We start from the raw sequence: 13,916 nt of genomic DNA on the forward strand, positions 1-13,916 counted from the left end.
TCCATCCCTCGTAACTTGTCTTTTAAGTATTGGGAGCAATAGCCGTTACTGGAATGAAACGCACTCAGGATGTGTTGTGCGTGTTATTCTGTTTTGGGTGGTGGCGCTGTGGCTTCTGGATCAGGGTCCGCTAACTCAGGTGCAGCGGGAGAGGGTTCTTCTGAGGTTTCCGTTGATGTTGCTGCCGGTGCTGACTCGACTTCATTAGCTGGTGTTTCGTTTTTAGCCGGTGTTGAAAGGTCAATCACGGATGATGCCGTGTTTTCCTGTTTTGATAACAGGGCCAAACTCAATGAACTCATCATGAAAATAATGGCGGCTCCAACAGTCACCTTACTGAGAAATGTACCAGGTCCTCGACTCCCAAAGACCGTTTGACTCGATCCTCCAAATGATGCGCCAATTTCCGCTCCCTTTCCTGCTTGCAATAAAATGGCTGCAATCATCAGAAAGCACACAATAAGGTGGATCACGACGGTCAGGGTATACATAATCTCTCTCGATTTATCGTGGTTAATTTAGGGAACGATGAGCAGAGCCTATGATCTTAACAAATGAGTCTGGATTGAGACAAGCTTTTCCAACCAAAGCTCCATTGATCTGAGGAGATTGAAAGAGAATATCGGCATTGTCAGGATTGACACTGCCTCCATACAAAATACGAATGGCTTCTCGTTTGGTTTCCCATGTACTTTCTAGTATTGCACCAATGAGCGAATGGACTTCGGTGGCCTGGTCAACTGTTGCGGCTTTTCCTGTGCCGATTGCCCATACTGGTTCGTAGGCGATTGTCACCTGGACCATGTGTTCTGCACTGACATCCTTCAATCCCCCGAGGAGTTGTTTTTTAATCACGGCATTGGTCTGCCCCGCTTCACGTTCCTCTAGTAATTCCCCAACGCAGAGGATTGGTCGAAGCTGATGGCTTAAGGCTGAATGGACCTTCCTGTTGATCAGGTCATTGTCTTCACCGAAATGTTGTCGCCGTTCAGAATGTCCTAGAATGACCGACGTGCATCCGAGATCTCTGAGCATCGGAGGTGAAATTTCACCGGTAAAGGCCCCTTCGTGTTCACAGAAAACATTTTGAGCGGCTAGAGAGATAGAAGACGATTGTAACGCATCATGAAGAGCTTGAAGGGCGGTAAAAGGTGGGGCAACCACAACATCAACAGGAGATTGTGAAGTGTGGAGCTTAAGGAAATCGCGAATAAACTCCCGCCCTTCCGAGGCGGTCTTGTACATTTTCCAATTGCCGACAATAAGAGGTGGCTGCATGTCGTGTGATGAGGTCAAAATAAAGGGATACGAAATCTTGCGAAATCGGAGGGGTGGCTTACGGTTGATTTGGTAGAGCTGCCAAGCCAGGCATGTGTTTTCCTTCAAGCAGTTGCAGAGCCGCTCCTCCACCCGTAGAAATAAAGGCCATACTGTCTGATTCTCCAGCACGGTGTACCGCAAGGGCCGTATCGCCACCTCCTACTACGGTTTTGGCATAGGCATTGGCGACGGCATGAGCCATTGAAAGGGTACCGCGAGAAAACGCATCCCGTTCAAAAACCCCCATAGGGCCGTTCCACAAGATCGTTTTCGCATTTTCGACGGCTTCACTAAACAGCTTGACCGACGCTGGGCCGATATCCATGCCATACCAACCTTCAGGAATTTCTTGAATCGGGACAATTTTGGTCTCGGCACTGGGTTCCTGGCTTGCAGCCACCACACAGTCTACCGGTAAATAAAATTTAACACCACGGCTCAGAGCATGCTCTTGAATCCCTTTTGCAAATTCCAACATATCATTTTCAACCAGTGACCGACCAATTTCGTGGCCCATGGCCTTAATGAAGGTGAACGCCATTCCGCCGCCAATGATGACCTTGTCCACACGTTTGCCAAGGTTTTCAATGACACCGATTTTTCCGGAAACCTTCGCGCCTCCCAGGATGGCCACAAAGGGCCGTACTGGATTTTCAACAACGCCTTCCAGGGCTTCGACTTCACGCTTCATGAGATATCCAGCGGCAGAAACCTTCATGAACTTCGTGATGCCAACAGTCGAAGCATGGGAACGATGTGCCGTTCCAAAGGCTTCATTGACATAGACTTCACCGAGAGAGGCTAGTTGTGATGCAAATGTTTCATCATTTTGTTCCTCTTCGGCGTGAAATCGAAGATTTTCGAGCAGTAACACATCGCCGGGTTTCATTTGGCCAACTAATGCACGGACCTCGTCTCCCAGGCAGTCATGAGCAAAGACGACAGGTTTATCGAGAAGACGCTGCAGTCGCTTAGCGATAGGCGCTAAGCTCAAGTTGGGATCAGGCTTTCCATCAGGCCGACCCAGATGAGAGCAAAGGATGACGCTTGCGCCTTCGTCCACGGCATGGTTGATGGTGGGTAGCGCCGCCCGAATACGTGAGTCATCGGTGATCTGTCCGGCATCGTCGAGAGGGACGTTAAAGTCCACCCGTATGATGACGCGCTTGTTGCGTAAGTCGATGTGGTCGATGGTTTGTTTGGTGAGGTTCATATATCCCCCTTTTTTCACGCGAAAGACTTTATCGCAAAACGGGGTAAGGAACCAGAGACGGCAGGTTCCCAATCAAGATTGTTGGGCCAAAAACTTTACCAAGTCACGTAAGCGACATGAGTAGCCCCACTCGTTATCATACCAGGCAAAAACTTTCACAAATCGTTTGTCCATCACCGTTGTCATGGGTGAATCGAGTGTGGCGGAATAAGGGCTCCCGTTGAGATCTGATGAAACAATGGGCGCGACTGAGTAATCAAGGATATTTTGTAATGAACTTTTCGCCATGGTTTGAAAGGCCTTATTGACAGTGGCGACATCACAGTCTGTTTCTACTTCCACGGCCAAGTCGATGAGGGAAACGTTGGGTGTGGGAACACGAATAGCAACCCCATCCATCTTCCCTTGTAATTCAGGGATGACCAAGTGCAGCGCTTTCGCTGCTCCGGTTGATGTTGGAATCATCGACAGACTTGCCGCGCGTGCTCTCCGTAAATCTTTATGGGGCAAATCAAGGAGTTGTTGGTCGTTCGTGTAGGAATGGATTGTTGTCATGAATCCATGCCGAATTCCAAATTGTTCGAGCAGAACTTTGGAGACCGGTGCGAGGCAGTTTGTGGTACATGAGGCATTGGAAATTATGGAGTGTTCTTGAGGGTTATATTTGGAGTCGTTAACACCGAGCACAATCGTCAAATCGGCATCTTTGGCGGGGGCTGAAATGATAACTCGTTTCGCCCCGGCGGAGAGATGTTGGCTGGCACCTTGACGATCCGTAAAACGCCCGGTTGATTCAATGACGACATCAATATTGAGCTGTTTCCATGGAAGTTCTTTGGGATCGCGCTTATCGAAAATTTCAATGGATTGATCGTTGACGACGAGACGTCCAGGCTGGGCTTCGACTTGCCCCTGAAACCGGCCATGAACGGAATCGTAGGTTAAGAGATGGGCGAGAGTGGCAGCATCTGTGAGGTCATTAATCGCGACCACTTCAACTTCAGGATGCCCGACACTGGCACGAAAAAAATTCCGACCGATACGGCCAAAGCCATTAATTGCAACACGAATAGCCATAATTGATTGATAAGTTTAGGTTTTTCTTGTAATTTTCATAAATAAATAATGTGTCTGGATGGTACTGACCCCTGTGACTTAAGTCAAGAACTGTAAGATGAGAATTTCAAGAAATATGCCGATTATTCTAATGGAACGTACCAAAGCGTCTTGGGGCAACGTCTTTAAATTCTCATGGCTTCTTTCACGTCCAGCATTGTCTCATGTGCGACGATAGAGGCTTTTTGTTTTCCTTCATGAATGATGTCTTGAACATAATCGGGTTTCGCCATCAAGTCGGCTCGGGTTTCCCAGGATGGCGCTAATCGTTCAACCATGACATCTGCCACGAGTTTTTTGCAATCGATGCAGCCGATGGCGGCGGTTCGGCAATCCTGATTGACTTGCTCCTGTACAGTCTGTGAAGAAAGAATTTTATGGAAATCGTAGACGGGACAGACCTCGGGATTCCCTTTGTCTGTTCGCCGTACTCTGGCTGGATCGGTCACCATTGTTTTTAGTTTCTTGCGGATTTCAGGTTCTGAGTCCGACAAATTAATAGTGTTGTGATAGCTTTTGCTCATTTTACGGCCGTCAGTTCCCGTCACCTTGGGGAATTGAGTGAGATGTTCTTTCGGCTCCGGAAAAACGGGTTGATACAAGTTGTTAAACCGTCTGGCCAATTCTCGCGTTAATTCTAAATGTGGCAGTTGGTCTTTTCCCACCGGAACAAAGTCAGGTTTATACAGAAGAATATCTGCGGCCTGAAGAACGGGATATCCAAGAAATCCATACGTGGAAAGATCTTTTTCTTTGATTTCTTCTTGTTTTTCTTTGTAGGTCGGGTTCCGTTCCAGCCATGGAACAGGCACGATCATGGAAAGAAGAAGATGAAGAATCGCATGATCGGGGACCGAGGACTGCACGAACACTGTTGAGCGGGCTGGATCAATTCCAGCAGCCAGCCAATCGACCAGCAGACCTTGGGTGTATTCTTTGATCCGACTCGTATCGGCATAGTTAGTTGAAAGGGCATGCCAATCAGCCACGAAGAAAAAGCATTGGTATTGGTCTTGAAGCGCTTTCCAATTTTCGAGCGCTCCGAGAAGATTTCCCAAATGAAGGTGTCCACTTGGCTGCATTCCACTTAAGACTCGGTTCGACACGAAAAGACTCCTTTAAGATTACAGAATTTCACTGGGAAGCACGGTGGCCGCGAGGACCTGAAACACTGACCCAATGATGGTGCTGATAAGATGCACCTGTGGTTCGATCATGATAATACCCAGAATCACAAACATGCCATAGGGTTCAATGCGACTGAGGCTTAGAGCCGATGCTGGTGGAAGAAGGCTGGTCATAATTCTTCCCCCATCGAGCGGCGGCACAGGCAGTAAGTTAAACACCATTAAGACGACATTAATCAAGATGGAAAAGAGACTCATGGCTGCCAGCGGCAACAACACCATGCCCAACAGGTCGCTTCGCGATTCCAAGCCTGGTTGAGGGGGCCAATTTTCTGCAATCGATGGATCAATGAGAAATATCAAGCTCAGCAGGAGAGCGCTGCCAATGGCCAAGGCGAAATTCATGGCAGGCCCTGCAGCGGCGACGAGTGCCATGTCACGACGAGGGTTGTGCAATTGCCGGACATCAATCGGTACTGGCTTGGCCCAACCAATCAAAAATCCACCCGGCATCAAAAAGCACATGAGCGGGACGATGATACTCCCCCATGGGTCAATGTGCGCTAGTGGGTTGAGGGTGAGTCTCCCAGCTAGCTGCGCTGTCGGATCGCCAAAAAAATGGGCGACCCGGCCATGGGCGTACTCATGGAGGACAATCGCAAAGATGAGCGGTAATGCCCGGTACGAAATGGCATGAATAATTGGTGCAATGTCATCCATGTATCTAGTTGATTTGAACGAATCGACCTTTGTCAACTTGCAGTATATAGATCTTTCGATTGAGGACGCCAGTCGAGCCAAATGAGGCGAAACTATTTAACGTGGGGAGGTCATGGCGGAGGAGAAATTGTTTCCGAACCTCGTCGCCAGAAGTGGCGCCATTGCGAATGGCATCAAGGACGAGCCAGGCGGCATCGTAGGCTTGTACGGCAAACAATGAAGGGTCAGACCCGAAACGCGTGCGGTAGCGTTCGATAAAGGCATGAACCGATGGATCGGGACTATTAAGGAAAAATCCATCAGTAAAAATGCCATGTTCAATCCCATGTCTCGCCCAACGAAAAATTTCTGAGTTATGCCAACTGTTCCCGCCCAAGAGTGGGGTATTAATATCGTAAAAGGCTAGTTGAGATGAGATGAGTGCGAGATTGACTGGCTTCCCAGGTACGAAAATGGCATCGAATCCTGGAGTATATACTGTGCGCTTTTTTTTCTTGGATATTTTTTCTTCTTCGATGGTACCGTACATGGCGAGGTCCGTGTCCTTTAATCGAACTATCTGTTCAGCGACATCGGTTTGTTGCTCAGAGTAATGTTCTACCGCAATCAATTCTCCCCCGAAATATTCGACGGCTTGGGTGAATAATTGACTCATTTCACGTCCGTAGGCCGTTTCTGGCGCAATAATGCAGAATCGAGTATGGCCAAGTTGGTTCATCGCATAGTCCACCAATTGTCGAACTTGCAGCGTAGCGGTTAGGGCCGTGCTAAACCAATAGGATCCAAATCTTCGGACGTCGAGCAAGGTGGCCGATGGCGTCAACATCGGCACGTCATAGTCATCAGCTAAATCAGCAATACTCTGGATTTCACGCGAGAGCAATGGCCCGATGGCGGCAATTGGCGTGAAGTCATTCAAGACCTGTTCAAGCTCATCGTGTAATGGATTGTTCGCAGAGGCGGTGTCTTTTACCACAAGTCCAACAGACGTTAATCCCAATTGTTCTTTGCCGTCCTCAAGGGCAAGTCGAATGCCATTCAATGAGTCTGTACCAAAACTTTTGAGCGGCCCAGAAGAAGGCAGAAATGCCGCGATGACAAATCTATTAATTTTGATTTTATGCATGAACGACTGCAGCAGAGCCATAGCTGTTTGCGCGTAGGGGTGATCGGGGAAATGTTGAAGGAACGTTCGAATATCACGTTCAGCCAAGACTTCATCGCCATGAGAGGTGTGCAATTCGATTAATCGGATGGTGGCGAGATCACCTGGGTAGCGATCGGAGTAGGCCTCAATAAGATTTTGTAGTGAGACTTCATCCATGGATTGAAGGATCAGGTCTTGAATGATGGTCTTGAGTGCGGCGCGTTGTTCGTAATCCACCAAGGCGATCTCTTCCAAGGCCGCTTTGATGGCCTCGACGTTCTGCCCTTGCTTGATATGTGCGTCTCGCATTTGACTCAGGGCATCTTGTCGAAGGGCGGGGCTCGCTGAAAAGTTAAAGACTTGTTGAAGAACGGTTATGGCGCGTTCGGGCTGTTCGAGTGTGAGATAGAGTTGACCAAGAAGGAGGCGGGTTTCATTAGCCAATGGGGACATGGGGAATTCATCGAGCAATTGCTCCATAATCGAGGCGGCGCTTTGCTCTTGATTGGTCGTCCGTAATATCGCAGCCTGCAGGAAGTAGGCTTCTTGCAAAATGGATGGGGGTGGTTGCCGGTCAATTAACGATTCCAGTGTAGACAGGGCCTCGTCGAATTCTTGGATCTCGAAGTTGGTTTTCGCTTTATCGAGCAGGGTTTGGTCGGAGTACCTCTGTTGTTGGGCAACCATAATGGGAGCCGGGACATCAGAAGAATTGGCTCTAACCAACCATGGAAGCCACAGGTCACTGAAAAGAAGAAGGCTCGAAAGGAGAAGAACGGTGACGCGCATGAATAAGGAGTGAGTCTGTTTGGTTTGTTCTATTTAGTCTACAGAGTGAGTGGCTGGGTATGGTGAATGTGAGAGATAATGACGATAACGGTGTTTTTACTACTGTATCAACTCTCTATTCTATGAGTGTACCAAAAGAGCCGCGTAAGCGCTAATATACGAATGTAATGCAGCCTGTTAAGAGTGAAACTGCGCAAGGTCAGATAATGGATACGGTCATTGAAGAGTATCTGACATCTTTGCGAATAGAAGGTGGCTTGGCTTCCAACACAGTAGCCGCGTATCGGCGTGATCTGCAAAAATTAAGGGATTTTCTCGCAACAAAAGAAATTGCGCAATTTTTACATGCTTCGAAAGAGGTCATTCAAGAGTTCCGTCGAAATCTGAGAGATCAGCAGCTGGCAGCATCGTCCATTGCCCGTTGCCTAGCGGCCGTTCGTGGGTTGTATCGGTTTCTCGGAGTGGCGAGTTCGCAGCCTGCCTTGTTGGCTCCTCTGGTGAGGTCGCCCAAGCAATGGTCGCGATTGCCCAAGGTTTTGAGTGAGACTGAAGTCACGCTTCTCTTGGAACTCCCGCTACAGCGAAGTCCAGAAGATCTACGAGATGCGGCAATGGTGGAGTTGTTATATGCCACAGGTCTTCGAGTCTCGGAGCTGATCCATTTAGAGTTGTCCCATGTGAACCGGGATGTCGGATATGTGCTTGCGACAGGGAAACGCGATAAACAACGGGTGGTGCCGCTCGGAGAAAAAGCGAATCAGATTCTCGCGGAGTATTTGAATCAAGCCCGGCCAAAGTTATTGAAGAAACGAATATCTCAAGCTCTCTTTCCCACGCGGAGAGGAGAGTCTTTTACCAGGCAAGGATTCTGGAAAATGTTACAGGCGCGTGCCAAGCGCGCAGGCATTACGAAGGCGATTTCACCTCACATGCTTCGCCACTCATTTGCGACCCACCTCCTAGAGCATGGGGCCGACCTACGATCGGTTCAAATGATGTTAGGCCACGCAAGCATCGCCACGACGCAAATCTACACCCACGTCGAAGAAACTCGCCTTAAGAAAATTCACACCGACCTATTCCCAAGAAAACAACGTCAAAAAAAAATTAGTAAGTAACGCAGGGGTGAGCTCTCCAAGCTTCTCTAATTGCCAACTCTAACACTTCTCAAATCTACACCGATCTCAGCAATCCTGCTTTAATCGCGTTCAATCCGAATGGTTATCTAAAAAACGATAGAATGGAAGGTGAGTGAGCGCATCCGTTGTCGTTCCCATGAATGACAATAGTCCGGTGCAATACCTGTCCTCCTTCGTATTGATCTCAATGACACGAGAGAGCGAAATATATATTTGACAAGTAGGGCGAAAAGTATAAGCTTAGGTAAAATTTTATTAAAAAAAGAAGGTGGCAGTGCTAAGAGGACGGTGTGGGCACTTCTTTATAAGGTTCGAATAGATTCCCCATATTTTTTAAACAAATAAGGTTCCGTCCTTTTTCCATCTTCATCCATATATTACTTTTCTTTACTGACTCAAAAAGTTCAAATTTTTTGTAGAGCTTTGTGCTTCTTGGCATACGTCTTATGAAGTAGAGCTCACGTTTTCAGCCTTGCGTCTGTCTTGCATTTCTCTGGTCATAGGCAAAGAACCGGGTGGGTAATTTAGTTGACAAAAAATGACCTTCAGGGCCGTCACGTAGGTAACGTCGTAACCCGGGCCGGTACCCGAACCCTTGTTGGTCTGTTAACCAACCCAAGAGAGATGTCATGTGAATGAATTAGCAATAACATATTGTTTGTTTTCGAGAGTTTCCAACGAAGGAACTAGGTATCGCTTTAATTCCTCTTACTTAAGGAGATATTCATGAAGAAAATTTTTCTTTTATTTGCTTTCATTCTTGGAAACGTCTTGCCAGGGGGCTTTGCTTTTGCGATATCCCTTTCCCTTGTTCCTACTGCAACAACGATCAACTCCAGTGATCCTGTCACCGTAGATGTAAATGTTGGAGAGCTTGGCAATGGTGCTCCGCCTTCCTTAGGGGCGTTTTTGGTTGAAGTGGCTTTTGATCCCAGTGTGTTGACCTTTAACTCGGAGACGTATGGTTCGTTGTTAGGGGACACGGACGCATTAGCATTTGAGACGGATATTTTGACAACAGTGGCAGCCGGTTCGGTGAGTCTAGATGAAGTATCGTTTCTATTAGATGTTGAACTCGATACGCTTCAGCCTGATAGCTTCACATTAGCGACGCTGTCTTTTTCGGGAAATAACATGGGGACAACACTTCTAGGATTTGGTCTTGTGGATCTCAGTGATGCGGGTTTCCCGGCTAATACCCTTTTCATCGATACGTTTAATACAGCCTCGGTCACAGTCGAATCATCCACGCATCCACCGAGTAACCCGATTCCTGAACCCTCGACACTGCTTCTGTTGGCCACCGGTTTGGCTGGATTAGTGGCTTGGCGACGCCGGCCGTTTCGTTACTGAGGAACGTTCGCCATCCTCTTTACGATTCAACCCTCGCTTTCGTCACTCCTCCACAAGTTATCTATTTAGATATATTCGTGTATCTAGTGGGATACTGAGACCATGAACCATAACCTTCATGGTCTGGGGTTTTCTCTAGCCTTTTTCATAGCTAAGTTCTTGTGAAACACATTTTTTTGTAGTGTTCTCAATTTTGATTGCTTGCAAAATTCCAATGGCATGTTGCCTGCAACTCACTTTCAATAGTTCGTGAAAACAAAAAATGGTCTTGATCTTCAGTTCACGAAAGAGAATTGAATTTTGCATTGTGCGTGGAACATTGAAGAATAGGAGCTCATCAATGAAGCAACTTCTCGCCATAGCAATAGCTCTCTTATTGATGACCAGCGGCCAATCTCTTGTTATGGCGGATAGCCAAGGATCATTGGAAGTTACGTTACAATTGCGTTCGTTAAACAATACTCGCTCTCTAAAATCCGCAGAGGAACAAGCTTCTGCCTTACAACACGTAACGATCATGACGCACCGTCGCGTTCAGGGCGCTCCTCCTAAACAACGAAACCCTGAACTCTCGGAGCAACAACTTGTCGTGGTCGCTCTCAATGTCCAGGGTGAGGAAGTGACACGAGTTTTGATTCCTGATCCACGAATGATTCGAGCAGAAACCGTAGAACCAACAGGAGAAATTGAATCCAGGCTATTTCTTAAGGCCAGTGGCGAATACACGATTGTTTTGCCAAATGACTCGGATATTTATAGTCTTAAAATCTTTCATCCAACGTGGACAGGTACCGAGTTTGTCTTGGAGCCACTAGGAGAAACCTACGTTCCGTGAAGGAACTATTCTTATTTCTTGAGGTCTATCAATGCGTATGAAACACGTGTCTCAGAGTGGATGGGTTATCGGCCTAATAAGTATATTTATCTTTTCTGTTCAGATAGTCAATGCGGAACCTGTGACGTTAATAAGGTCTCACGGGGATTCAGCGAATCGTGTGGATATGGTGATTATGGGTGATGGGTACACTTCGGGAGAATTAGACAAGTATGCGCAAGATGTCGAGAGAGTGATTTCAGGATTTTTTAGTCAGGAACCATTTTACGAATACCAGCGATACTTCAATGTCCATCGAGTAGACATCGTGAGCAAGGAGTCAGGTGTAGATCATCCTGAACGGAATTCCTTTAGAAACACGGAATTAGATGGGACATTTGATTGTGAAGGTATTCGACGGCTCGTTTGTGTGAATACAGCAAAAGTGGATATCGTCCTGCAAAACAACTTGCTTCCCAACCAGAGAGATATTCCGCTCGTGATTGTGAACGATGCAGAATATGGTGGGTCGGGCGGTGCGGTCGGGGTCGCGTCAACGAATATTGCAGTAATCGAACTGGTGTTACATGAATTAGGACATAGCTTTGGTCTGCTAGCAGATGAATATCAAGACAGTCCTCCAGCTTGTAGCAATACCATTGAGCCGTCTGAACCAAATGTGACTATGCAGACACAGCCCAGTCTCACGAAGTGGAATACTGGAGGAGGCCCACCGACCGGGTGGATTGATCTTAGCACCCCAATTCCCACCACCGGTTCGTCTCCCGGAATGCCGGGGTTGTATGAAGGGGCTCGATACTGTCTAAAGGGTTTATATCGGCCAACCTTCAATTCGAAAATGCGTATGTTAGGTTTTCCCTTTGAGCAGATCAATGAAGAGCAGCTGGTGAAGCGAATATATAATTTCGTATCACCTCTCGATTTGAGTATTCCTACAAATTCAAACGTACAAATCACCAATGGAGAGAGTTTGGATTTTCGAGTAGAACTGCCACAACCGCGTACGCACTCGTTAACTGCCACATGGTTTCTTAACGATCAGACTCAGAGGACAGGCTCTCAATATATTCTAGATTCCAGTACCCTTGACCAAGGGTTACACAAGGTCAGAGTAGTGATTCAGGACCCCACTTCGAAAGTCCGCCACGATCCCGCTCGAGTGCTAATGGAAGAAAGGATTTGGGATGTTGAGATAAATCCTGCCGTGAAGGTTGCCGGAGATTTCAATGCTGACGGGTGTATCGATCGTCATGACCTTGCCATTCTTCTGGGCGACATTCGTGGCCCTCAGCCCCATGATATTGCATTTGATCTTAATCAAGATGGCCGCGTCAATGTGGCTGATGCTCGAACACTCGTTGGTCTATTCACAAATCCGCGAGGTGCACCATGTGATCAATAAGAGGCAGAGTTATTTGTTTGGGCTGATACATTTCTTGCAGTCTGACCGAAGTCAATAAGGGCAGAGGTGTTGAGCCAAGAAATAGTCGATTCATTTAACGAGAAAGGGTTATAGCGCAATATCGTACTGTGTACTCTGCGAGTTTAAATGGATCGGTCAAAATTTATTTTTTGATTCGCTGTCGTTTCGCAGCCAATCAAATTTGCACCCACATCGAAAAAGCCCGCATAAAGAAAATTTACACCGAATTGTTTCCGAGAAAAGAACGAAGACGCATCTGAATCAATGCTTTTTGTGAGTTAACTGGATCGTTTTAGCCTGTATACTTTGATTGACCCTGAGCATATTTTATGATTTTGAGTGAAAAAATTCTATATTGACAAATAAGGTAAAAGGTGTATGCTCATTTTCGTCTGACCAAGGCGTGTGTGGTAAGACGGTGAAGTTTGCGAAACTTTTATAGTCATATTCTAAAGGATTTTTTTCAATTCCCAGTGCGGGGGGAGAAGAAAGAATGGTATTAGAAGAACAGCACGTACGTTGTCCAGAGTGCGGTCGGTATCAATGTCTTGGTCAATTTTCTCTCTTGCAAATTAAATGTGAAAAATGTAAATTGCGTTTTCAAGTTGTGAATACAGAAGGGAGTCTAGTGTTTCGTAAGCTCCCTCCTGTTGGTGAAAAATAATTATATAAGTGCCTGCTTGCGCCATCGAGAGCGCCCATGGGCCATTCTTCCTGATTCAGGAGGAGTGGTTTTTTTTTGTCCATTACTCGCGGCTCGCCAATAGGATTGAATAATTATCATATGGATTTAGGTGATGAGATGGACTTATAGATCTATTATTACACTCTAAGGAGGAGTAGAAATGTTTAACAAACTAAAGTGCAAAGTCTTTGTCACAATATTTGTGATGATGATAGGAGCTCATGGCCAGGCCAAAGCCGATACGATGTTGGGCATTATTATGGATTCATCAGGAAGTATCAGTAACAGTGAATTTGGACTCATGGCGGGTGGGATCTCGAGTGCCCTTAACAGTTTACTCCCAACGGATGGGAGTTTTTCTGTTGGTGTTGTGCAATTTTCAAGCAGTGCGGCTCAAACCGTAGCGCCAACCGTTATCAATTCTGCAGCGACATTGACAAGTGTGACAGATGCTTTACAGGTTCGGGCGTTTAGCGGGACGACCTCAATCGGAGACGGGATTCAGCTCATGAATGATACGGCAGATATTGCAGGGTGGTTTGTCGATCCTAATGACGACGTTCTTTATAACGTGATTACCGATGGGCAAAATAATACGAATCCTGCACTTCTTCCGACTTCAGTGGCAAATGCACGAGCGTTGGGGGTGGATGGTATTAGTGCAGAAGGTATAGGCAGCGGAGTGGATACAGCCGAACTCCTCAGCATTATTCACCCCAATCCAAATGCCGGAATCGTTTCATCTGGAAATATTCCAGACCCAAGGTCACAAGGTTTTGTTGTTCTTGCGAATGATTTCACCGATTTTGAAGCGGTCTTTTCGGCCAAAATTCAGCAAATTGTTAATCCCGGCCCAGGCCCCGGTCCGGGCCCAGGTCCTGGTCCAGGCCCCAGTCCAGGCCCAGGTCCAGCACCTGTTCCGGAACCAGGGACCATTTTTCTTTTGGGTACTGGCCTTGTTGGACTTGTCGTTTGGAAGTATAAAAAGGCGAATGGCATTCAGTAGGTAAGGCTCCGTTTTCACAGAAAACGTCTGAAATAATTGAAGC

At 47.0% G+C, this 13,916-nt stretch carries 12 protein-coding genes; 5 read left to right on the forward strand and 7 right to left on the reverse strand.

From position 1 onward, the window contains the following. Positions 1–83 precede the first annotated feature (83 nt). The 7 genes from secG to ACWQXP_RS19885 all read right to left on the reverse strand — a co-directional run bounded on the left by secG (position 84) and on the right by ACWQXP_RS19885 (position 7,432). Positions 84–491, reverse strand: a complete 408-nt coding sequence (gene secG, locus ACWQXP_RS19855; RefSeq protein WP_454064577.1) for a preprotein translocase subunit SecG — start codon at positions 489–491, stop codon at positions 84–86. A gap of 22 nt (positions 492–513) precedes the next feature. Next, a complete protein-coding gene (gene tpiA / locus ACWQXP_RS19860; RefSeq protein ID WP_454064578.1) occupies positions 514–1,278 on the reverse strand; it encodes a triose-phosphate isomerase in 765 nt (254 codons plus the stop codon). Positions 1,279–1,336: 58 nt separating this feature from the next. After that, positions 1,337–2,533 (reverse strand): phosphoglycerate kinase, encoded by a 1,197-nt coding sequence (locus tag ACWQXP_RS19865; protein ID WP_454064579.1) that lies wholly within the window; start codon positions 2,531–2,533, stop codon positions 1,337–1,339. Between the two features lie 72 nt (positions 2,534–2,605). Then, entirely contained in the window at positions 2,606–3,610 is a 1,005-nt protein-coding gene (gap, locus tag ACWQXP_RS19870) for a type I glyceraldehyde-3-phosphate dehydrogenase (protein ID WP_454064580.1), read from the reverse strand. A gap of 164 nt (positions 3,611–3,774) precedes the next feature. Beyond that, positions 3,775–4,731 carry a tryptophan--tRNA ligase gene (trpS, locus tag ACWQXP_RS19875; protein ID WP_454064747.1) on the reverse strand — a complete coding sequence of 319 codons (957 nt, stop codon included), beginning with the start codon at positions 4,729–4,731 and terminating at the stop codon, positions 3,775–3,777. A 42-nt stretch (positions 4,732–4,773) separates the two neighbouring features. Next, positions 4,774–5,496, reverse strand: coding sequence for a site-2 protease family protein (locus ACWQXP_RS19880; RefSeq protein ID WP_454064581.1), 723 nt, complete (start codon positions 5,494–5,496; stop codon positions 4,774–4,776). Positions 5,497–5,500: 4 nt separating this feature from the next. Beyond that, positions 5,501–7,432 (reverse strand): penicillin-binding protein activator, encoded by a 1,932-nt coding sequence (locus tag ACWQXP_RS19885; RefSeq protein ID WP_454064582.1) that lies wholly within the window; start codon positions 7,430–7,432, stop codon positions 5,501–5,503. Between the two features lie 206 nt (positions 7,433–7,638). On the opposite strand from ACWQXP_RS19885, the gene xerD reads away from it, so the two are divergent. From xerD to ACWQXP_RS19910, 5 genes are all read left to right on the forward strand, one after another. Beyond that, entirely contained in the window at positions 7,639–8,550 is a 912-nt protein-coding gene (xerD, locus tag ACWQXP_RS19890; RefSeq protein WP_454064583.1) for a site-specific tyrosine recombinase XerD, read from the forward strand. A 747-nt stretch (positions 8,551–9,297) separates the two neighbouring features. Beyond that, positions 9,298–9,924 (forward strand): PEP-CTERM sorting domain-containing protein, encoded by a 627-nt coding sequence (locus ACWQXP_RS19895; RefSeq protein ID WP_454064584.1) that lies wholly within the window; start codon positions 9,298–9,300, stop codon positions 9,922–9,924. Between the two features lie 340 nt (positions 9,925–10,264). Next, positions 10,265–10,759 (forward strand): hypothetical protein, encoded by a 495-nt coding sequence (locus tag ACWQXP_RS19900; RefSeq protein ID WP_454064585.1) that lies wholly within the window; start codon positions 10,265–10,267, stop codon positions 10,757–10,759. A 31-nt stretch (positions 10,760–10,790) separates the two neighbouring features. Beyond that, positions 10,791–12,161, forward strand: coding sequence for a M64 family metallopeptidase (locus ACWQXP_RS19905; protein WP_454064586.1), 1,371 nt, complete (start codon positions 10,791–10,793; stop codon positions 12,159–12,161). A gap of 866 nt (positions 12,162–13,027) precedes the next feature. Next, positions 13,028–13,873 (forward strand): vWA domain-containing protein, encoded by an 846-nt coding sequence (locus tag ACWQXP_RS19910; RefSeq protein ID WP_454064587.1) that lies wholly within the window; start codon positions 13,028–13,030, stop codon positions 13,871–13,873. The last annotated feature ends 43 nt before the right edge of the window (positions 13,874–13,916 follow it).

The organism is Candidatus Nitrospira salsa (assembly GCF_965152625.1).

Coding starts and splice junctions, on each gene's coding strand:
- ACWQXP_RS19885 (WP_454064582.1), bottom strand. CDS start 7,432: ATGCGCGTCACCGTTCTTCTCCTTTCGAGCCTTCTTCTTTTCAGTGAC.
- trpS (WP_454064747.1), bottom strand. CDS start 4,731: ATGCAGCCAAGTGGACACCTTCATTTGGGAAATCTTCTCGGAGCGCTC.
- gap (WP_454064580.1), bottom strand. CDS start 3,610: ATGGCTATTCGTGTTGCAATTAATGGCTTTGGCCGTATCGGTCGGAAT.
- ACWQXP_RS19905 (WP_454064586.1), top strand. CDS start 10,791: ATGCGTATGAAACACGTGTCTCAGAGTGGATGGGTTATCGGCCTAATA.
- xerD (WP_454064583.1), top strand. CDS start 7,639: ATGGATACGGTCATTGAAGAGTATCTGACATCTTTGCGAATAGAAGGT.
- ACWQXP_RS19900 (WP_454064585.1), top strand. CDS start 10,265: ATGAAGCAACTTCTCGCCATAGCAATAGCTCTCTTATTGATGACCAGC.
- tpiA (WP_454064578.1), bottom strand. CDS start 1,278: ATGCAGCCACCTCTTATTGTCGGCAATTGGAAAATGTACAAGACCGCC.
- ACWQXP_RS19880 (WP_454064581.1), bottom strand. CDS start 5,496: ATGGATGACATTGCACCAATTATTCATGCCATTTCGTACCGGGCATTA.
- ACWQXP_RS19895 (WP_454064584.1), top strand. CDS start 9,298: ATGAAGAAAATTTTTCTTTTATTTGCTTTCATTCTTGGAAACGTCTTG.
- ACWQXP_RS19865 (WP_454064579.1), bottom strand. CDS start 2,533: ATGAACCTCACCAAACAAACCATCGACCACATCGACTTACGCAACAAG.
- ACWQXP_RS19910 (WP_454064587.1), top strand. CDS start 13,028: ATGTTTAACAAACTAAAGTGCAAAGTCTTTGTCACAATATTTGTGATG.
- secG (WP_454064577.1), bottom strand. CDS start 491: ATGTATACCCTGACCGTCGTGATCCACCTTATTGTGTGCTTTCTGATG.